The 19,456-nt window shown below is 71.8% G+C and carries 15 protein-coding genes and 4 tRNA genes; 15 read left to right on the top strand and 4 right to left on the bottom strand.

The window, feature by feature from the left end; all coding sequences use genetic code 11:
• Window positions 1-57 precede the first annotated feature (57 nt).
• Entirely contained in the window at window positions 58-1,656 is a 1,599-nt protein-coding gene (gene gltX / locus J5X07_RS05735; protein WP_208478951.1) for a glutamate--tRNA ligase, read from the top strand.
• Window positions 1,657-1,713: 57 nt separating this feature from the next.
• Here gltX and J5X07_RS05730 read toward each other — a convergent pair whose 3' ends face one another.
• Entirely contained in the window at window positions 1,714-2,562 is an 849-nt protein-coding gene (locus J5X07_RS05730; RefSeq protein WP_208478950.1) for a hypothetical protein, read from the bottom strand.
• 206 nt (window positions 2,563-2,768) lie between these two features.
• On the opposite strand from J5X07_RS05730, the gene J5X07_RS05725 reads away from it, so the two are divergent.
• The 7 genes from J5X07_RS05725 to J5X07_RS05695 all read left to right on the top strand — a co-directional run bounded on the left by J5X07_RS05725 (window position 2,769) and on the right by J5X07_RS05695 (window position 8,949).
• Window positions 2,769-2,840 (top strand) — tRNA-Gln (locus J5X07_RS05725).
• A 24-nt stretch (window positions 2,841-2,864) separates the two neighbouring features.
• A tRNA-Glu gene (locus J5X07_RS05720) sits at window positions 2,865-2,937 on the top strand.
• Between the two features lie 41 nt (window positions 2,938-2,978).
• Window positions 2,979-3,051, top strand: a tRNA-Glu gene (locus J5X07_RS05715).
• 64 nt (window positions 3,052-3,115) lie between these two features.
• Window positions 3,116-3,191, top strand: a tRNA-Glu gene (locus J5X07_RS05710).
• 202 nt (window positions 3,192-3,393) lie between these two features.
• On the top strand, window positions 3,394-5,028 hold the full coding sequence (locus J5X07_RS05705; RefSeq protein ID WP_124933517.1) for a ribonuclease J: 1,635 nt from the start codon (window positions 3,394-3,396) through the stop codon (window positions 5,026-5,028).
• Between the two features lie 13 nt (window positions 5,029-5,041).
• Window positions 5,042-5,968 (top strand): PfkB family carbohydrate kinase, encoded by a 927-nt coding sequence (locus J5X07_RS05700; protein WP_208478949.1) that lies wholly within the window; start codon window positions 5,042-5,044, stop codon window positions 5,966-5,968.
• 101 nt (window positions 5,969-6,069) lie between these two features.
• A complete protein-coding gene (locus J5X07_RS05695) occupies window positions 6,070-8,949 on the top strand; it encodes a DNA translocase FtsK (RefSeq protein WP_208478948.1) in 2,880 nt (959 codons plus the stop codon).
• A gap of 71 nt (window positions 8,950-9,020) precedes the next feature.
• Here the strand turns inward: J5X07_RS05695 and J5X07_RS05690 are convergent, their stop codons facing one another.
• Window positions 9,021-10,466, bottom strand: coding sequence for a CapA family protein (locus J5X07_RS05690; protein WP_341769417.1), 1,446 nt, complete (start codon window positions 10,464-10,466; stop codon window positions 9,021-9,023).
• A 134-nt stretch (window positions 10,467-10,600) separates the two neighbouring features.
• Between J5X07_RS05690 and pgsA the strand changes: the two genes are divergently transcribed.
• The 7 genes from pgsA (at window position 10,601) to J5X07_RS05655 (ending at window position 16,622) form a co-directional block, all read left to right on the top strand.
• Complete coding sequence (pgsA, locus tag J5X07_RS05685; protein ID WP_124933428.1) at window positions 10,601-11,212, top strand: CDP-diacylglycerol--glycerol-3-phosphate 3-phosphatidyltransferase; 612 nt, start codon at window positions 10,601-10,603, stop codon at window positions 11,210-11,212.
• A 62-nt stretch (window positions 11,213-11,274) separates the two neighbouring features.
• Window positions 11,275-11,781: a CinA family protein gene (locus tag J5X07_RS05680; protein ID WP_341769416.1), complete on the top strand. Its 507-nt coding sequence runs from the start codon at window positions 11,275-11,277 to the stop codon at window positions 11,779-11,781.
• A 206-nt stretch (window positions 11,782-11,987) separates the two neighbouring features.
• Window positions 11,988-12,395: a helix-turn-helix domain-containing protein gene (locus J5X07_RS05675; protein WP_179899411.1), complete on the top strand. Its 408-nt coding sequence runs from the start codon at window positions 11,988-11,990 to the stop codon at window positions 12,393-12,395.
• Window positions 12,396-12,550: 155 nt separating this feature from the next.
• The gene (locus J5X07_RS05670) at window positions 12,551-12,781 is read left to right on the top strand and encodes a DUF3046 domain-containing protein (RefSeq protein WP_341769415.1); all 231 of its coding nucleotides are present in this window, start codon (window positions 12,551-12,553) and stop codon (window positions 12,779-12,781) included.
• A gap of 320 nt (window positions 12,782-13,101) precedes the next feature.
• Window positions 13,102-14,331 carry a recombinase RecA gene (gene recA, locus J5X07_RS05665; RefSeq protein WP_124933424.1) on the top strand — a complete coding sequence of 410 codons (1,230 nt, stop codon included), beginning with the start codon at window positions 13,102-13,104 and terminating at the stop codon, window positions 14,329-14,331.
• Entirely contained in the window at window positions 14,331-14,825 is a 495-nt protein-coding gene (locus tag J5X07_RS05660; RefSeq protein ID WP_208478944.1) for a regulatory protein RecX, read from the top strand. Before recA ends, J5X07_RS05660 begins: the two co-directional genes overlap by 1 nt.
• Window positions 14,826-14,882: 57 nt before the next feature.
• On the top strand, window positions 14,883-16,622 hold the full coding sequence (locus J5X07_RS05655; protein WP_208478943.1) for a formate--tetrahydrofolate ligase: 1,740 nt from the start codon (window positions 14,883-14,885) through the stop codon (window positions 16,620-16,622).
• A 376-nt stretch (window positions 16,623-16,998) separates the two neighbouring features.
• Here J5X07_RS05655 and J5X07_RS05650 read toward each other — a convergent pair whose 3' ends face one another.
• Together J5X07_RS05650 and J5X07_RS05645 are read right to left on the bottom strand one after the other, a co-directional pair.
• Window positions 16,999-18,480: an ABC transporter substrate-binding protein gene (locus J5X07_RS05650; RefSeq protein WP_208478942.1), complete on the bottom strand. Its 1,482-nt coding sequence runs from the start codon at window positions 18,478-18,480 to the stop codon at window positions 16,999-17,001.
• Between the two features lie 11 nt (window positions 18,481-18,491).
• On the bottom strand, window positions 18,492-19,445 hold the full coding sequence (locus J5X07_RS05645; RefSeq protein ID WP_208478941.1) for a carbohydrate ABC transporter permease: 954 nt from the start codon (window positions 19,443-19,445) through the stop codon (window positions 18,492-18,494).
• Between the last annotated feature and the right edge of the window lie 11 nt (window positions 19,446-19,456).

Genomic DNA, 19,456 nt, shown 5'->3' with positions numbered 1-19,456 from the left:
CTGCTCGGGATTGCGATGGGCACTCCTCCCCTGGGCCGCCGCTAGGCTGGGCGCATCATGAACGACGCCGCCCCTGCCACTGCCGCAGCCACCCAGACCGTCCCCGCCCCCGGCTCCAGCCCGATCCGGGTCCGCTTCTGCCCCTCGCCCACCGGGACCCCCCACGTGGGGCTCGTGCGCACCTGCCTGTTCAACTGGGCCTGGGCGCGCCACACCGGCGGCACCTTCGTCTTCCGCATCGAGGACACCGACGCCGCCCGCGATTCCGAGGAGTCCCTCCAGGCCATCATCGACTCCCTGACCTGGCTGGGCCTGGACTGGGACGAGGGCGTGGGCCGCGGCGGCCCGCATGAGCCCTACCGCCAGTCCCAGCGCATGGACCTCTACCGGCAGGTGGCCGACGAGCTCGTCGAGGCCGGCTACCTCTACGAGTCCTTCTCCACCCCCGAGGAGATCGAGGCCCGCCACCGCGCCGCCGGCCGCGACCCCAAGCTCGGCTATGACGGCCACGACCGCGACCTGACCCAGGAGCAGAAGGACGCCTACCGCGCCCAGGGCCGCCGGCCCGTGCTGCGCATGCGCATGCCCGATGAGGACATCACCTTCGACGACCTCGTGCGCGGGCCCATCACCTTCAAGGCCGGCTCGGTGCCCGACTACGTGGTGGTGCGCGCCGGCGGGGATCCGCTCTACACCCTGGTCAACCCCGTCGACGACGCCGCCATGGGCATCACCCACGTCCTGCGGGGCGAGGACCTGCTGTCCTCCACCCCGCGCCAGATCGCCCTGTACCGGGCGCTGATGGATATCGGCCGGGCGCAGGCCATCCCCGCCTTCGGGCACCTGCCCTACGTCATGGGGGAGGGCAACAGGAAGCTGTCCAAGCGCGATCCCGAGTCCAGCCTGCTCATCCACCGCTACCGCGGCATGATCCCCGAGGGCCTGCTCAACTACCTGGCCCTGCTGGGGTGGTCGCTCAGCGCCGACCGCGACGTCTTCTCCGGGGCGGAGATGATCGCCGCCTTCGACGTCCACGAGGTCAACCCCAACCCGGCGCGCTTCGACGCCAAGAAGTGCGAGGCCATCAATGCCGAGCAGATCCGCCTGCTGGGCCCCGAGGACTTCCGCGACCGCCTCGTGCCCTACCTGGCCGATGCCTTCCCCGACCCCAGCGGCCAGGCCGAGGCCGCCCCACTGGTGAGCGCGCCCGCCTACGACGGGCTGTCCGCCCGCGAGCAGGAGATCCTCCAGGCCGCCGCTCCCCTCATCCAGACCCGCATCCAGCTGCTGCGCGAGGCCCGCGACATGCTCGGGTTCCTCTTCGTCGACGATGCCGACCTCGTCCTCGACGAGCGGGCAGTCGGCAGGCTCAAGGACTCCGCGGCGGATGTCCTGGATGCGGGCATCGCCGCCCTGGAGGCGCTGGGCCCCCAGCAGTGGACCACCGCCCACCTGGAGGAGGCCCTGCGCCGGGCCATCGTCGAGGGGGAGGGCATGCCTGGGGGGCAGGGCATCAAGCCGCGCCTGGCCTTCGGGCCCCTGCGCGTGGCCGTCACCGGCAGGCAGGTCTCCCCGCCCCTGTTCGAGTCCATGGAGATCCTGGGCGCCTCCTCCGGCCTGGCCCGCCTGCGGGCCCTGCGCGAGCGCCTGGGCTGAGCGGGCCCGGGCCGGCCCGGCAGCCCGGGCTGCCGGGCCGGCACCTGCTTCCCCGGCCTACATCTCCTTGGCGTCGATGCCCTCCAGGCGCAGGCCGGCCAGCACCGTGTGCCACTGGTCCACCGTGAGGTTGTGCCCCGCCCGGCACAGGAGCATCACCTCGAACTGGAAGCCCGAGTCGCCCACGGTCCGGGCGAAGCGGTAGCCCTCCATCGCCTCGGTGGAGCCGTCGTCGTACTTCATGTTGGTGGTGAAGGCCAGCTCGTAGCCCGGCATGGTGCCGCCGTCGTCGCGCACGTAGTCGGCCCCCACGACCCCCTGGGCGCTGTAGTCGGAGAACACGTCCTGCTCGCGCTTGATGAGCACCGAGGACAGCATGGCGTCATCGCCCCGCAGGCTCCACACCCGCTCGCTGGCCTCGCGGCTGACGTAGCCGATGCACTGGCCGCTGTTGGTGCGGTAGCCCTCGAGATTGCCGGAGGAGTCGATGGCGTCGAGGTTGACCACGCCGTCGTCCTGGTACCAGATCGAGGTGTCCTCGTTGTAGAACTTGATGCTGGGCGCGGACCAGGTGGGGGAGGTCGTCGGGCTGGGGCTCGGGCTGGCCGCCTGGGTCTTCTCGGGGTCCTTGGGGTCCTTCGTCCTGACCCCGGTGCCGCTGCTCGCCGGGGCGCTCGCGGAGGGTGCGGGAGTGCCCTTGTCGGTGCGCTTGGCCACGGCGTTGCCGCCCGGCGATGAGGTGGAGGAGTTCGAGGAGCCCGAGGCGCCGCCCAGGGGGCCGCAGGCGCTCAGGGCCAGGGCGGTGGTCAGGCACACCGCGGCCGTCATCAGGCGCAGCGCGCCGGGGCGGCGGTGGCGGGCGGGGGTGGGTGTCGGCGGCTTCGAGGCGGTCGTCGAGGTGGTCATGGTCGCGTGGACCTCCGGGAGGGAAGGGTCGAGATGGGTGTCGTGAGGGATTCTAGGCGCGCAGGCCGGTGGGGGCCATCCGCCGGCCTCCGGGAGGCCCGGTGGCTGTGTCAGCACTCACGCCCTGAGGATTTGGCGGGGCGGGGTGGCGCGTGTAGATTATCTCCCGCTGCTTCCGGCGGGCATCCGTCCGGGGCTCATGCCATTGGGGTATGGTGTAATTGGCAACACGACTGATTCTGGTTCAGTTATTCTAGGTTCGAGTCCTGGTACCCCAGCGGAGAACAACTCCATCATATCTGGCCCCCATCGTTTAGCGGCCTAGGACACCGCCCTCTCACGGCGGCGGCGCCGGTTCGAATCCGGCTGGGGGTACGCAGGAGCGGGTGCGCCGTCAGGCGCCCGGCTCGTGTCAGGCCCCCATCGTTTAGCGGCCTAGGACACCGCCCTCTCACGGCGGCGGCGCCGGTTCGAATCCGGCTGGGGGTACGGATGGATGGCAGGCCCATCAGGGTAGTCCTCCCCATCAGTGGAGCGATCGCTCCCGCATCAGGCCCCCATCGTTTAGCGGCCTAGGACACCGCCCTCTCACGGCGGCGGCGCCGGTTCGAATCCGGCTGGGGGTACCATCTCGGGGCCCGAGCCATCACCGGCTCGGGCCCCGATCCGTGCTCCTGCTCCGGGACGCCCCGGGCCCTCCGCCGCGCCGCGGGCGCAGAGCGGCGCCCGATGCCGCGCGGGCGCGGCGGTCCGGCCCCCGTCACTGGTTAGACTGCCCGCGTGACGTACTTTCCCGCACTCAAGGCACCCGGGCCCCTCGCCGAGGGCACCATGCGCATCACCCCCCTGGGCGGGCTCGGGGAGGTGGGGCGCAACATGACCGTCTTCGAGCTGGACTCCCAGCTCCTCATCGTCGACTGCGGCGTCCTCTTCCCCGAGGAGCACCAGCCCGGCGTCGACCTCATCCTGCCCGACTTCTCCTCCATCGAGGACCGCATCGACGACGTCGTCGCCCTGGTCCTGACCCACGGGCACGAGGACCACATCGGCGCGGTCCCCTACCTGCTGCGGCTGCGCGAGGACATCCCCCTGGTGGGCAGCGGCCTGACCCTGGCCTTCGTGGAGGCCAAGCTCAAGGAGCACCGCATCACCCCCGTCCTGCGCCAGGTCACCGAGCACGAGAGGGTCGACTACGGGCCCTTCGACCTGGAGTTCGTGGCGGTCAACCACTCCATCCCCGACGCCATGGCCGTCATGATCCGCACCAGCGCCGGCAGCGTCCTGGCCACCGGCGACTTCAAGATGGACTCCCTGCCCATCGACGGGCGCATCACTGACCTGCGATCCTTCGCCCGCTTCGGCGAGGAGGGCGTGGACCTGTTCTGCGTGGACTCCACCAACGCCGAGGTCCCCGGCATGATCGGCCACGAGAGCAGGATCGGACCGGTGCTGGACCAGGTCTTCGCCGAGTCCGACGGGCAGATCGTCGTCGCCTCCTTCGCCAGCCACGTCCACCGCGTCCAGCAGGTGCTCGACGCCGCCGTCCTCCATGGCCGCCGCGTGGCCCTGGTGGGGCGCTCCATGGTGCGCAACATGGGCATCGCCGCCGAGCGCGGCCACCTCAAGGTGCCCGACGGCGTCCTCATCGACCCCCGCGACGTCACCTCCCTGCCGCCCGAGGAGCGCGTCCTCATGGTCACCGGCAGCCAGGGCGAGCCCATGGCGGCCCTCAGCCGCATGGCCCATTCCGAGCACCGCACGGTCACCATCGAGCCGGGCGACACGGTCATCTTCGCCTCCTCCCTCATCCCCGGCAACGAGAACTCCGTCTTCCGGGTCATCAACCAGCTCATGCGACTGGGCGCGCGCGTGGTCCACCAGGGCAACGCCACCGTGCATGTCTCGGGGCACGCCTCCTCCGAGGAGCTCCTGCACGTCTACAACATCGTCCAGCCCCGCAATGTCATGCCCATCCACGGCGAGATCCGCCACCTGGTGGCCAACGGCGCGCTGGCCGTCAAGACCGGGATCGACCCCGATCGCGTCGTGCTGTGCGAGGACGGCGTGGCCGTGGACCTCAAGGACGGGGTGGCCCGCATCGCCGGGCAGATCCCCTGCGGCTACATCTACGTCGACGGCGCCTCGGTGGGGGAGATCGACGAGAGCGAGCTCAAGGACCGGCGCATCCTGGCCGAGGAGGGCTTCGTCTCGGTCTACGCAGTGGTGGAGACCAAGACCGGCACCATCCTGGCCGGCCCCCACATCCAGGCCCGGGGCATGGCCGAGGACGACTCCGTCTTCGACGAGATCCTCCCCGAGGTCACCGAGTCGCTGGCCGCCGCCCTGGCCTCGGGCAACGCCGACTCCCACTCCCTGGCCCAGGTGATGCGCCGCACCCTGGGGCGCTACGTGGGCCGCAGGCTCAAGCGCCGCCCCATGATCGTGCCCGTCGTCATCGAGGCCTGAGGGCGGCCGCGCGATGACGCTCCACCGGCCCGCCTGCTTCATCTCCACCGGCTCGGTCCTCATCGACCTGCCGCTGCATGTGGGGCGGGTGCCCGCGCCGGGCGGCGCCATCACCGGGGTCTCCTCGGGCCCCGTCGTCGGCGGGGGCTACACGGTGGTCTCGGCGGTGGCCCGCCAGGGCCTGCCCGCCGCCCTGGCCGCCACCCTGGGCACCGGGCCCAACTCGGCCCGCGTGCGCGAGGCCATGCGCCAGGACGGCGTCGAGCTGCTCGTCGAGGAGCTCGTGGGCGACATCGGCACCTGCACCACCCTCATCGAGCCCACCGGCCGGCGCACCTTCATCACCACCGAGGGCGTGGAGGCCGAGCCCCAGCGCGAGGACCTCGAGCGCATCGACCTCATGGCGGGGGACTGGGTCTACGCCACCGGCTACGACCTGGCCCACCCCACCAGCTGCCCCGTCCTGTTCGAGTGGCTGCTGTCCATGCCCGAGGGCGTCGGGTTGGCCATCGACCTGGGCCCCGTCCAGCCCGACATCCCCGACGCCGTCCTCACCCCCCTGCTGCGCCGCTGCTCCCTGCTGACCGGCAACGACCTGGAGATGACCCGGCTCATCGCCCGGCTCGGCGGCTCCCGGGCGCTGCGGGACGCCTGCCCCCAGGCCCTGCTGGTGCGCCGCACCGGCATCCACGGCTGCGTGCTGGGGCAGGTGGACTCCCAGGCCGTTGAGGTCCCGGGCTTCGCCCGCGGGGTGGTGGACACCACGGGGGCGGGGGACACGCACACCGGCGTCCTCGTCGTCGGGCTCATGGACGGCCTGGACCCGGTGGCAGCCGCCCGCCGCGCCAATGCCGCCGCCTCGGAGGCCGTGGCCCGCATCGGCCCGGCGCGCGCCCCCAGCCGGGCCGAGATCGATGCGCTCCTGGCGGGCCGGTCCTGAGCCGCGCCCGCGCCCGCAGCCCACGACGTGACCTGTTCCTGTCCCGCCCCGGCGGCGTGGCAGGCCCCGGGCGGGGCAGAATCCGATAGTTTCAGGTCATCATGGCCAATCGTCGTCACACGCGAAGTCACTCCCCCTCCGCGGGGCCGTCCCGGGGCCGGGCGCAGGGCGCCCGCGGCTCCTCAGGGGCGCCCACCGCCACCCAGGGGCTGCCCGGATCCCGCTACCGCCGCACCGCCTGGGCCTTCGCCCTCATCGGCCTGGCCGGGATGCTGGGCCTGCGCGAGTGGTTCGGGATCTCCGGCGCCGCCGGGGGCGTCCTGCACCACATCGCCGCCGGCCCCGTCGGGGTCCTGGGCATCGTGGTGCCCCTGCTCCTGGGGGCACTGGGCGTGGCCATGCTGCGCGTGCACAGCCTGGGGGCGGTGCACGCCCGCGTGGCCGTGGGCTGCCTGGGCATCCTGGCCGCAGTCACCGGCATGATCCAGGTCGGCTCGGGCAACCCCCGCCTCACCGACGGCATCGAGGGCCTGGAGGATGCCGGGGGCCTGATGGGCTGGCTCGTGGGCTACCCCCTGGCCTCCCTGTTCTCCGCCGTCGGCGCCTTCATCCTCTTCCTGCTCCTGCTGGCCTTCTCCGCCCTGGTGCTCTCCGGGCTGACCATCGCCGAGCTGCGCGAGCGGGTCTCCCAGCGGCGCGCCGAGATGGCGGGGGAGGGCGGCCAGGACTCCCTGGCCCAGCGAGCCCTGGGGCGGATGCGCGGCAGCCGCGGGGCCGGGCCCGAGGCCCAGCGCACCACCGTGCTGGACTCCTACGACGGCGACGAGGCCTTCCGCTCCGCCCTGGAGACCGAGGACAAGCCCGCCCGGCCCCGGGGCAGTGGGCGGCGCAAGCGCTCGTCCCAGCGCGACCAGCTCCCGCTGGACCCCGCCCTCGACCTGGCCAGTGACGAGACCACCTCACTGCTGCCCGACGCCGATCCCTCGCAGTGGGGCGAGGACCCCCTGCCCGATCTGGGGCAGGAGGCGGCCGGCCCCGCCGTCGGCGCTGCGGCGCGCCCGCGCCAGCCGCGCCGCACCGGGCCCCGCAGCGCCCGCACCCCCGAGGCTCCCGCCGGGTCGCCCGGGCCCATCGAGCCGGCCGGGGGCAGCGACTTCGACGCCATCACGGCCGAGACCCCGCAGGTCGACCAGGACGGCCCGCAGGAGGCGGATTTCGCCGACCAGATCGCCCTGAGCGACATGTCCCTGCCCGACGGCTCGACCTATACCCTGCCCGAGGACGAGCTGCTGGGCCCCGGGCCCGCCCACTCCACGCGCACGCCCGCCAATGACGCCGTCGTCGAGGCCCTCCAGAACGTTTTCGCCGAGTTCAACGTCGATGCCACCGTCACCGGCTACACCCGCGGGCCCCAGGTCACCCGCTACGAGGTGGCCCGCGGGCGCGGCGTCAACGTCTCGCGCATCACCGGCCTGGAGAAGAACATCGCCTACGCGGTGGCCTCCGACGAGATCCGCCTGCTGACCCCCATCCCCGGCAAGAGCGCCATCGGCATCGAGATCCCCAACTCCGACCGCGAGATGGTCAAGCTCGGCGACGTCCTGCGCTCCCAGGCGGCCAAGAAGCAGGCCCACCCCCTGGTGGTGGGCCTGGGCAAGAACGTCGAGGGCGACTACGTGGTCACCAACCTGGCCAAGACCCCCCACCTCCTGGTGGCCGGCCAGACCGGTTCGGGGAAGTCCTCCTTCGTCAACTCCATGATCACCTCCATCATGATGCGCGCCACGCCCGAGGAGGTGCGCATGGTGCTGGTGGACCCCAAGCGCGTGGAGCTGACCATCTACGAGGGCATTCCCCATCTCATCACCCCCATCATCACCTCCCCGAAGAAGGCCGCCGAGGCCCTGGAGTGGGTGGTGCGGGAGATGGATGCCCGCTACGACGACCTGGCCTCCTTCGGCTACAAGCACATCGACGACTTCAACAAGGCGGTGCGCGCCGGGGAGGTCCAGCCCCTGCCCGGCTCCCAGCGGGAGATCAGCACCTACCCCTACCTGCTGGTCGTCGTCGACGAGCTCGCCGACCTCATGATGACCGCGCCCAAGGACGTCGAGGCCTCCATCCAGCGCATCACCCAGCTGGCCCGTGCCGCGGGCATCCACCTGGTCCTGGCCACCCAGCGGCCCGTGGCCCAGGTGGTCACCGGGCTCATCAAGTCCAATGTGCCCTCGCGCCTGGCCTTCGCCACCGCCTCCCAGCTGGACTCGCGCGTCATCCTGGACCAGAACGGGGCCGAGACCCTCACCGGCCAGGGCGACGCCCTCTACCTGGGGCCGGGCGCCTCGACGCCGGTGCGCATCCAGGGCTCGTGGGTCACCGAGACCGAGATCCGCTCTGTGGTCGAGCACGTCAAGGCACAGTTGACCCCCGAGTACCGCGAGGACGTGGTGGTCCCGGAGGTCAAGAAGCAGATCGATGAGGAGATCGGCGACGACATGGACCTGCTGCTGCAGGCCGCCGAGCTCATCATCTCCAGCCAGTTCGGCTCGACCTCGATGCTCCAGCGCAAGCTGCGGGTGGGCTTCGCCAAGGCGGGGCGCCTCATGGACCTCCTGGAGTCCCGGGAGGTGGTGGGCCCCTCGGAGGGCTCCAAGGCCCGTGACGTCCTGGTCCAGCCCGAGCAGCTGGAGGAGACCCTGGCCTGGATCAAGGGCGAGGGCGCCGCGCCCTCGGGCGCTCCGGACCGGGTTGAGGATGAGGCCGCGATGGTCGAGGGGCTCACGGGGGAGGAGGGCCCGGCGGCCGACGCCGACGGCGCCGCGGGGGTGCCGCGCACCGTCTCCCTTCCCTCCAACAGGTACGAGGCCGACCCCCTGGCCCAGGACCCCGGCCTGCCGGAGTCCGAGCCCTGGGAGGATGAGTCGGCCGAGGAGGACTCCCAGGACGCCTGGTCCCTCACCGGCCGCGGCCCCTCCTGGTAGCCCCTCGCCAGCGGGTGGCGTGGGTGTGGCAGCACGTGCCGGGGGATGGTTGCGGCGCAGCGGGCCCCTGATCAGCCCGCTTCCTCCGCCGGGGCGCTCGGCTCCGGGGACGCGGACGCCTGGGCGGCCCTGGAGCGGATCTGCTCCTCGGTGAGGACCACGGGCACCGGGCCCGACGGGGTTGCCGGGGCCTGGGCCATCGTGGCTGGATCCATGAACCCCATGAGCGCGCTCCAGCGGCGCTCGATCTCCTCCTCGCTGATCTGCAGCCCCTCGGGCCGCTGGCCCTCATGGAGCGCAGCCAGGTCTCGCACCAGATGGCCGGCCGCGGTATCCATGGTGAAGGGCCGCCAGTTCAGGCCATCGACCGTGACCGTCCCATCGGAATGGGCCGTGACATCGATCCACACGAAGAGCCCGACGTCGCTGAGCAGCCCCGCGGCCTCCTCATCCTGGTTGGAGATGTAGTTGCCCGCCGAGTAGGACACCCACATGCCCCGGCCCTCCACACCGCCCTCCAGCTTGACTGAGGGCTGGGGGACATGCGGGTGGGCGCCGAAGACCGCATCGATCTGCGCGGTGTTGGCCAGCGCCTGGGCGTAGTGGATCTGGTCGGGATGCGGGGTCGAGTCGTACTCCGGCCCCACCTGGGCGTGGGCGACCACCAGATCCGCCCCCGCCGCCCGCGCCCGGATCGCCGCCTGCTTGACCGCCTCGGCATCATTGATCCCCACCGAGGAGCCCGTGGGATCCTCATAGCCGTTGAGGTCATGGGTGGTGGCGATCTGGGCGATCGTGATGGTCCTGCCCCCGCGCTCGATGTCGTAGAGCTGGAACGGGGTCCCGGCGTCCTCGGCGGAGCGGAAGGTGCCCGCATGCCCCATGCCGTTGGCCTCCAGGGCATCGAGCGTTGCCTCCACGCCCTCCTGGCCCCGGTCCACGCTGTGGTTCGACGCCGTCGCGCAGCCGTCCCAGCCCGCGCCGGCCAGGGAGGTGACCACCTGCCCGGGCATGCCGAAGGAGGGGTAGCCCGAGTACATGCCATCGGGCGCCACGGGGACCTCCAGCCCGCACAGGGCCAGATCCACGCCCTCCACCCAGGGGGTCTGGGCCGCCACGAGGGAGGAGATGTCCCCCGAGCCCTGCGGGGTGGACTCCAGCACCGGCATGTGCATGAGCACATCCCCGGCGTAGCCGACCGAGAAGGACACCTCCGCAAGCGCCGGCGTCGTGGCCCTCTGAGCCAGGGGCGAGTGCAGGCTGGTATCCGATCCCCCGGGGCGGCCCGTGTGGAGGTGATCGGTCACGGCCCAGGCCGTCAGGGCGATGACCGCCAGGGCCGCGGTGGCCGCCGCCGCGCGGCGCCAGCGCCTCCGGTGAGGCACTGCGGTCGCCGAGGACAGGCGCCGGCCCCGGCTCGACTGGCCCGCGAGCACCGGCGCGGCGGTGGGTGGCGCGCCGTCGGCCTGGTGAGGATTGTCGGAACTGGGCTGGCCTGACGATGTGGAGGAGGACACACCCTCAGGGTAGGGCTGTGACCTGAGTAACCGGTGAAGGCGAGGCCCCCTCCAGCGATGGGCGCCCGGGGAGGCTCCCGGCTCGTCCCGCTCCTGCGCCCCAAGCGGCAGTGGAGCGACTACCATCGTGACTGATGAATGCCACAACTGTCCCTGGCGGGCCCGAGGAGAAGCAGCATGCGCCAGTGCTGAACATCGCCAACGCGCTGACCGTGCTGCGGCTCCTCCTCGTGCCCGTCTTCGTGTGGCTCATGCTCCAGCCCGGCAGCCTCATGCGCCTGGCCGCGGTGGTGGTCTTCGGCGGTGCGGCCCTGACCGACCGGCTCGACGGGCAGCTGGCGCGCTCGCGCAACCTGGTCACCGACTTCGGCAAGATCACCGACCCGATCGCCGACAAGGCCCTGACACTGTCCGCCTTCCTGCTGCTCAGCATCAACGGGCTCCTGTGGTGGTGGGTGACCATCATCATCATCGTGCGCGAGCTGGGGATCACAGTGCTGCGCTTCTTCATGCTGCGCCGCGCCGTCATGGCCGCCTCGCGCGGGGGCAAGCTCAAGACCGCCCTGCAGATGGCGGGCCTCGTGGGCCTGCTCACCCCCTGGGGCCTCATCCTGCCCGCAGGCCTGGCGCAGGTGCTCGTATGGGGCGCCTACCTCATCATCGCCGCCGCCCTGATCGTCACTGTGGTCACGGGCCTGGACTATGTCCGCGAGGCGCTGCGCCTGGCGCGCGGCAACGGCCGCTGAGCGGCCACCGACATGGCCGCTGCATGCCCTTGAACGATGCTGTCCCGCCACTGGGAGGCGCCGTGAACCGTCCGCAGGTCCTCGCCTCCCCATTGCGCGCACCGGCCGAGCGCGTCCTGGGCCTGGCCCGCCGCCGGGGCACGACCCTGGCCGTGGCCGAGTCCCTCACCGGTGGGATGGTGGCCTCCAGCCTGGTGGAGGTGCCCGGCTCCTCCGCCGTCCTCGTGGGGGCCGTCGTCGCCTATGCCACCCGCATCAAGGCCGAGGTCCTCGGCGTCGACGCCGCCCACCTGCAGCGCACCGGCCCGGTCGATGCGCTCGTGGCCCAGCAGATGGCCGCCGGGGCCGCCCGCCTCATGGGCGCCGAGGCGGCCGTGTCCACCACTGGCGTCGCGGGCCCCGGCCCCGCCGACGGGCACCGGGCGGGCACGGTCCACATCGCTGCCTGCGCCCCCTGGGCGCGGGGGCACCGCGAGCTCCTCCTGCCCGGTGGGCGCGATGAGGTCCGCATCGCTGCCGCCGAGGCCGCCCTGAGCCTCCTGGCTGAGATTCTTGACACACCTGCCTGAGCCGCCGGGGGGTGTGCGGGATCGGCACATGACCGCCGCGGGCGGGGGAGGGGCCGGGGCCCGCCGGGGGCTCAATGAGGACTGGGCGCGAACCTAGGAGGCTTCAAGGTTCCTTTCAGGGTTGTCGTTGAGGATCGCTTCAGCGCCGTTGGGGGCGGTCTCCAATGGCGGGAATGAATCCACGACGTGAATGGTTGTGCCAGACGATGAACAACGCGACTCACCCCCGCACCACCCGTCCGATCAACAGGATGCCAGTGCGTCAGGCGCCTGCCGCAGGGTATGGTGCCACCGTGGACACCACCAAGCACGAGAACGTTCTCCTGCGCCGAGAGATCGGCGAAGTCCTGCGCAGCGTCCGCCAGCACCAGGGGCGCACGCTCCGAGAGGTCTCCTCCCAGGCGCGCGTCTCCCTCGGATACCTCTCCGAGGTCGAGCGCGGGCAGAAGGAGGCCTCCTCCGAGTTGCTGGCCTCCATCTGCCAGGCCCTCGACGCGCCGCTGTCGATGGTCCTGCGCGAGGTCTCGGATCGGATCGCCCTCAACGAGGGCGTGGCGATCCCGGACACGGTCCCCGACGAGCTCATCCGCCAGCAGGGCATCGCCCTGCGCTGAGGCCCGGCGGGCCACCGCCACATCACCATGCATCCCCGGTCGTCCCCGACGTGCCGGGGATGCTGTCATCTCCGGCTCACCGGATCGCCGTGCTCCGGCATGGCCGGCACGGACGGCATGAAGAGCGCTCACGGCTCACAGGGGAGGCAGGTGCGGTGAAGCACTCGGAGTTCTGGCAGGCCGTGGACGAGGTCTTCGGCCCCGCCCACGGCAGGTCCCTGGTGCAGGACCTCGTCCTGGGGGCGCTGGGATCCACCGGCGCCCAGGCCCTTGAGGCGGGCATCGCCCCCCGGCGGGTGTGGAGCGCCCTGTGCGAGGAGACCGAGCTCTCGGAGGCTGAGCGCTGGGTCATCCGCCGTGACGGCGAGCGCCGCGCCAGGGGCTAGCGCGCCAGGGGCGGTGGGTCGTGGCGGTCGCGTCTGGTAGGAGGGCGGGCCGGTGATGCCGGCCGTCTCCTGCGCCCGCACGGGGCGTGACCGGGCTCATCTGACGCGCCGGGCGGCGATGATGCGGTCATCGAACAGGTGTTCGGGTACTGTTCCTCCCGGACGGCGGCGCTGCACCCCTCCTCCACAGGGCGGTCCGGGTGCGCGCGAATGTGTCAGTGGTCGGGCCTACCGTCGTCCCAGAGCCCCGGAGAGGGGGTCTGCTCCACGACCAGCCATGCCCACCGCGGCTGAGAGCCGCCCGAACCGGAGGTAGAGCAATGCCCGCAGCATCCCAGACCCAGGACCGGTCCCAGGCCCTGGCCACCGCCCTCGCACAGATCGACAAGAGCTTCGGCAAGGGCTCTGTCATGCGCCTGGGGGACGACACCCGCCCTCCGGTCGCCGTCATCCCCACCGGCTCGGTCGCCCTGGACGTGGCCCTGGGCATCGGCGGGCTCCCGCGCGGGCGCATCATCGAGGTCTATGGGCCGGAGTCCTCCGGCAAGACCACCGTGGCGCTCCACGCCGTGGCCAGCGCCCAGCGGGCCGGGGGCAACGCGGCCTTCATCGACGCCGAGCACGCCCTGGACCCGGTCTACGCCAAGGCCCTGGGGGTGGATATCGACAACCTCCTGGTCTCCCAGCCCGACACCGGGGAGCAGGCCCTGGAGATCACCGACATGCTCATCCGCTCCGGCGGCCTGGACATCATCGTCATCGACTCCGTGGCGGCCCTGGTGCCCAAGGCCGAGATCGAGGGGGAGATGGGGGACTCCCACGTCGGCCTCCAGGCGCGGCTGATGAGCCAGGCGCTGCGCAAGATCACCGGCGCCCTGTCCTCCACCGGCACCACGGCGATCTTCATCAACCAGCTGCGCGAGAAGATCGGCGTCTTCTTCGGCAACCCGGAGACGACCACGGGCGGCAAGGCCCTGAAGTTCTACTCCTCGGTCCGCCTGGATGTGCGGCGCACCGCCACCCTCAAGGACGGTGACCAGCCCGTGGGCAACCGCACCCGGGTCAAGATCGTCAAGAACAAGATGGCCCCGCCCTTCAAGCAGGCCGAGTTCGACATCCTCTACGGCCAGGGCATCTCCCGCGAGGGCAGCCTGCTGGACCTTGGGGTGGACAACGGCGTGGTGCGCAAGTCCGGCGCCTGGTTCACCTACGGGGAGGACCAGCTGGGCCAGGGCAAGGAGAACGCGCGCACCTTCCTCAAGGACAACCCGCAGCTGGCCGGGGAGATCGAGGAGAAGATCCTGGCCGCCCTGGGCATCGGCGAGCCCGGCCGCAGGGCCAAGGAGGAGGCGGAGGCGGCCGCCGCGGAGGCCGCTGTGGCCGCAGCGGCCACCCCGAGCGCCGATGCGGCGGCCGCGGGCGCCGTCAAGACGGCCCGGGCGCGGGGGCGCAAGACCTCCAAGGCCGCCAAGGACTCCGCGGGCAAGGCGGCCAAGGATGCCGCTGCGGAGGCCGACTCGATCTTCGGTGAGGACGCCGGTGGGTTCTGATGCCCTGGCTCGTCCCTGACGCTCATGCCCGGGCGGTCGAGGAAGCGCGGGAGATCGTCCTGCGCCGCCTCGACCGCTCCGCGGCCCCCCGGGCCGCCCTGGCCCAGCTCCTGGAGCGCAAGGAGGTGGACCCCGCCATCGCCGCGGAGGTCCTCGACCGCCTTGAGGAGGCCGGCCTTATCGACGACGCCGCCTACGCCTCCCGGCTGGCCCGCACCCGCTTCGCCGAGAAGGGCGCCGCGCGGCGCGCCATCGCCGAGGAGCTGCGCTGCAAGGGCCTGGGGGAGGAGGCCATCGCCTCGGCCCTGGAGCAGATCGGATCCCAGGACGAATCCGCAGCCGCCCTGGCCCTGGCCCGCAAGAGGCTCGCCTCCATGCACGCAGTGCCCCTTCAGGCGCGGCGCCGGCGCCTCCTGGCGATGCTGGGCCGCAAGGGCTACGGCCAGGAGGCCTCCCTGCGCGCCGTCGAGCAGGCCCTGGCCGGGCAGGATTGAGCGGGTGGAGCCGCTCCGGCCGCGCCAAGGCCGTCACGCGCCCCTAGGCTTGAGGCCATGAGCGACTCCGCCCCTGACAGCAGCGCGACCCCCGATGACGGCGATCTCCTCACCGGCCTGGCGGCCCGGGCCGGCATCGCCGCGCAGCACGTCATCCCCCACGGGCGCGACGTGGCCAAGATCGACCTGGGCGCCCTCACGGGCGCCGGTGAGGGCCGGGCGGGGGACGGCGCCGCGGAGGGGGCGAACTACGTCGTGGTCACCGCTATCACCCCCACGCCCTTCGGCGAGGGCAAGACCACCACCGCCATCGGGCTGGCCCAGGGACTGGCCGCCATCGGCGAGCAGGCCGTGCTCACCCTGCGCCAGGGCGCCATGGGGCCCACCTTCGGCATCAAGGGCGGGGCCGGCGGGTCCGGTCGGGCCCGGCTCCTGCCCGCGGACCGGGTGGGCCTGCATCTGACCGGCGACTTCCACGCCGTCACCGCCGCCCACAACCTCCTGTCGGCCATCATCGACAACCACCTCCACCACGGCAACGCCCTGGGCATCGAGGAGCGCTCGATCACCTGGCCCCGCGTCCTGGACGTCAACGACCGCGCCCTGCGGCACATCGTCACCGGCCTGGGTGCCAAGGCCGACGGCGTGACCCGCCAGGCCTCCTTCGACATCACCCCGGCCAGCGAGGTCATGGTCATCCTGTCCCTGGCCACGGACCTGGCCGACCTGCGCCAGCGCCTGGGGCGCATCGTCATCGGCCGCGACCGCCGGGGAGACTGGGTGAGCGCCGAGGACCTGGGCGCGGCCGGCGCCATGTGCGCGATCCTGCGCGAGGCCCTGGAGCCCAACCTCGTGCGCACCGCCGAGGGCATCCCCGTCCTGCTCCACACCGGGCCCTTCGGCAATATCGCCACCGGCTGCTCCTCGGTCATCGCCGACCGCCTGGCCGCCCACGGGATGCGCCGGGGCGGCTACGTGCTCACCGAGGCCGGCTTCGGGGCCGACATGGGCCTGGAGCGCTTCGTCGACCTCAAGTGCGCCGTCTCGGGCATGCGGCCCCGCGCCGCCGTCCTGGTGGTTAGCGTCCGGGCCCTCAAGGCCCACAGCGGCCGCCACCGCCTGGCCCCGGGCAAGGACCTGCCCGAGGGCATGCTCGACGAGAGCCCCCAGGAGGTGCGCGAGGGGGCGGACAACCTGCTCAAGCACCTGGGGATCGTGCGCGGCCTGGGCCTGAGCCCCGTGGTGGCCATCAACGTCTTCCCCACCGACCACGCCAGTGAGATCGCCGAGATCGAGGCCATCGCCCTCCGGGCCGGGGCTCGGGTGGCCGCCTGCCACCCGGTGGACCGGGGCGGGGCCGGCTGCACCGAGCTGGCCCGCGCCGTCGTCGAGGCCTGCCAGGAGGCCGCCGACGCCCCCACCGTGCTCCAGCCCCTGTACCGGCCGCAGGACGACCTGCGCACCAAGATCGGGTCCATCGCCGCCATGTACGGCGCCGACGGCGTGGACTTCACCCCGGCCGCCGCCCGGCTTCTGGATGCCTATGAGGCAGACGGCTTCGGGGGCCTGCCCGTGCTCGTGGCCAAGACGCCCCTGTCGCTGTCGGCCGAGCCCGGCCTCAAGGGCGCGCCCACCGGCTGGCGCCTGCCCGTGCGCGAGGTGCGCCTGGCCGCCGGCGCCGGCTACATCTACGCGATCTGCGGGAGCCTGTCCACCATGCCCGGTCTTCCCGCCCATCCGGCTGCCGAGCGCATCGACGTCGATACGGCCACCGGCGAGATCCTGGGCCTGCGCTGAAGAAGGCCCCGCTCAGAGCTGGAGATGGAGCCTGAGGGCCGCATCGATACGGTGCAGGCCTGCTCCAGGTCGGCGTCGTGCAGCCGGTTGACGGCGTGATGGATGACGGCCGAGCGTGAGGGCAGGCCGGCTGAGCGCGCATAGGCGTTACTGATCTCCACGTCGCGATCGGGCAGACTGGCACTGAGCTTCATGCCCTTATGCCACCGCGGTGGCACCACCGCTGGTTTGAGGGTGCCCACCGCCGTCGTCGATTGCGAGCCCGATAGTGGGCCCCGGCTCGCAGCGGGCGCGGATCGGCCTCCCTGGACGCAGAATCACCGTGCTGGACAGGGCGAATCCGCGTCCAGAAGGGGAAAAGCGCGGGGCTGCGCGCCTAATCGTGGGTGGAGGTCTCGAAGAGCAGATTGACCTGCTCGTTGTACCGGGTGAGCGTCGAGGCCGGGACCCGGTCCGCCCACAGCGCCTCGACGGCGGGCGTCATGATCGCCGTGACGTCAGCGCCGAAGTAGGTCAGTGGGAAGAAGAAGGTCGTCCCGTCCTCCACATGCCGGGTGAAGGGCTCAGTGGGAAGCCCCGTCCTGGCGAAGACCTCAATGGCCTTGTCGCTGGAGGAGGAGATCGCCGGGAAGACGATCCCGTGGGAGGCCACGATGTCCTGTGCCCTCGCAGTGCCCAGGAAGGCCACCCACTTCGAGGCCGCCTCGATCTTCGTGGACTGCTTGACGATGGAGTCGCCCAGCCCGTTGAACAGGGACTGACTGGTGCCGTTGGGGCCCCGGGGATTGGCCGCGACGCCGACATTGACCTCCAGGCCCGCGAAGGTGTTGAACATCCACGAGCCGTTGATGGCCATGGCCACGGCCCCCGAGCCGAGCTGGACGTCGGTGCTCGTGGCATCGGAGAAGGCACCGTTGGGGCACAGGAAGCCCTTGTCCACCAGTCCGAAGTACCAGTCCAGGGTGCGCTGGAAGTCGGGGTCGTCGTAGCGGTAGCGGGTGCCCCAGGTCTCCTGATCCGTGTAGCGCCATTCGCCCACAGAGCCGGTGAAGGGACTCCACTGGGTCTGCCCATCACCGGCCCCCGCGCTCTGGATGCCCAGGCCGTAGGTGGCCACATGCGCCGCATCGAATCCCGGCTCATCGCCGCGCACGCCATTGCGGTCCACGCTCAGGCGCGCCAGGATCCTCTCGAAGGTACCCCCGTCCTGGGGGTTCCACTCCCAGGTGGCCAGGTCCTGCTCGCTCAGCCCGGCCTGGGCCACCATGTCCTTGTTGTAGAACACCGCCTCGGTGTCCCAGTCCTTGGGGCATCCGTACTGGCGCCCGTCCTCGCCCTTCCACAGGTCGATCAGGCCCGGCTGGAAGGCGGACTGGTCGACGTCGGCCCAGGCGTCCTGCTCATCGAGGGGCACCAGCACCTCCAGGTCCACGAACTGGGCGAACTTGGCGATGTGATTGGTGAAGACATCCGGCCCGGTCCCGGCCACGAAGCCTGCGGTCAGCTTGGTCCAGTAGTCGTCCCAGCCGATCTGGGTGATGCGCACGGTGATGCCGCTCTCCTCCCGGAAGGCATCCGCGCAGGCCTGGTAGGCGGGAAGCTGACTGGCGTCCCACAGCCAGTAGTCGATGGTGTCGGCCCGCCCTTGGGAGGATCGCGGCGCGCAGGCGCCCAGGGTCAGTGCCGCCGCCGAGGCCGCCAGGGCGCCCAGGGTGCCCCGGCGGGTCAGGAGCGGGCCGCGCAGGCCACTAGCACCGGCGCCCGGTGCCGAGCCGGGGCCGGATCCCGGGGTGCCGGAGGCCCTCGCGGGCAGGACGGGGCGGGCCGGCCGGGAGTGGTTGAACAGTGCGGGGGTCATGGGGCTGCTCCTCACTTGATCCCGGTGAAACCGATGGAGTTGACAATGCGCCTGGCCGCCGCCATGAACAGCAGCAGCATGGGCAGAGCGGCCACGAGCGTGGCCGCCATGAGGCCCGACCAGTCCGGACCGGTCTGGGGCGCCTGGGACTTGAAGACCGCCAGGGCCACCGTCAGGACCCGGGAGGAGTCGGTGTAGGAGACCAGCAGGGGCCAGAAGTAGTCGTTCCAGGCCGTGATGTAGGTCAGGACCGCCAGGGTGGAGATCGGGGCCTTGGCCATGGGCAAGATGAGCTGGAAGAAGACCCGGATCTTCGAGGCGCCGTCGAGCAGCGCCGCCTCCTCCAGCTCGCGGGGGACGTTCATGAAGAACTGGCGCAGGAAGAACACCGCGAAGGGCGTCATGAACATGGTGGGCAGCGCCACCCCCAGCAGGGAGTCCACCAGGCCCAGCTCCTTGACCAGCACGAAGTTGGGCAGCAGGGTGAAGATCGTGGGCACCATGAGGGCCGCCAGGAAGACGCCGAAGATGGCATCGCGCCCCGGCCAGCGCAGGCGCGCGAAGGAATAGGCCGCCATGGCCGAGAAGAAGACCTGGCCCGCGGTCACCAGGGTGGAGACGATGACGGAGTTGCGCAGGTAGATCCAGAAGTTCAAGGAGGCCCCCGAGCCGCCGTCGGCGATGGCCTCCTCGGGGCTCTGCATGCCGAAGACCCGCTGGAAGCCGCGCAGGTTGGCGTCGACCGGCAGCAGGGAGGTGGGGTTGGAGGCCAGGCCCGCGTTGGACGACAGTGCCGTGCGCAGCACCCAGTAGAAGGGCAGGACGGTGACCACGATGATGAGGATCATCGCAGCCCAGGCCAGGATGCGGCCGACGTTGAGCCTGCGGACCCCGGGTGCGGCGCTCGCCCCGGAGGCCGGGGTGGTGCGGGTGGGCGTGATGGTGGCGCGTGATGCGGAGGTCATGGCCGTCTCCT

Source organism: Actinomyces bowdenii, from assembly GCF_017592395.1.
Classification (GTDB): Bacteria; Actinomycetota; Actinomycetes; order Actinomycetales; family Actinomycetaceae; genus Actinomyces; species Actinomyces bowdenii.
The sequence above is the reverse complement of the archived record's forward strand: the minus strand, read 5'-3'. Positions and strand labels throughout refer to the sequence as shown.

Excerpts from the sequence above, each read along its gene's own strand:
- J5X07_RS05655 (WP_208478943.1), top strand. The coding sequence starts at position 14,883 with ATGAGCGACTCCGCCCCTGACAGCAGCGCGACCCCCGATGACGGCGAT.
- J5X07_RS05645 (WP_208478941.1), bottom strand. The coding sequence starts at position 19,445 with ATGACCTCCGCATCACGCGCCACCATCACGCCCACCCGCACCACCCCG.
- J5X07_RS05660 (WP_208478944.1), top strand. The coding sequence starts at position 14,331 with ATGCCCTGGCTCGTCCCTGACGCTCATGCCCGGGCGGTCGAGGAAGCG.
- J5X07_RS05705 (WP_124933517.1), top strand. The coding sequence starts at position 3,394 with ATGCGCATCACCCCCCTGGGCGGGCTCGGGGAGGTGGGGCGCAACATG.
- J5X07_RS05675 (WP_179899411.1), top strand. The coding sequence starts at position 11,988 with ATGAACAACGCGACTCACCCCCGCACCACCCGTCCGATCAACAGGATG.
- pgsA (WP_124933428.1), top strand. The coding sequence starts at position 10,601 with ATGAATGCCACAACTGTCCCTGGCGGGCCCGAGGAGAAGCAGCATGCG.
- recA (WP_124933424.1), top strand. The coding sequence starts at position 13,102 with ATGCCCGCAGCATCCCAGACCCAGGACCGGTCCCAGGCCCTGGCCACC.
- gltX (WP_208478951.1), top strand. The coding sequence starts at position 58 with ATGAACGACGCCGCCCCTGCCACTGCCGCAGCCACCCAGACCGTCCCC.
- J5X07_RS05700 (WP_208478949.1), top strand. The coding sequence starts at position 5,042 with ATGACGCTCCACCGGCCCGCCTGCTTCATCTCCACCGGCTCGGTCCTC.
- J5X07_RS05650 (WP_208478942.1), bottom strand. The coding sequence starts at position 18,480 with ATGACCCCCGCACTGTTCAACCACTCCCGGCCGGCCCGCCCCGTCCTG.
- J5X07_RS05730 (WP_208478950.1), bottom strand. The coding sequence starts at position 2,562 with ATGACCACCTCGACGACCGCCTCGAAGCCGCCGACACCCACCCCCGCC.
- J5X07_RS05695 (WP_208478948.1), top strand. The coding sequence starts at position 6,070 with ATGGCCAATCGTCGTCACACGCGAAGTCACTCCCCCTCCGCGGGGCCG.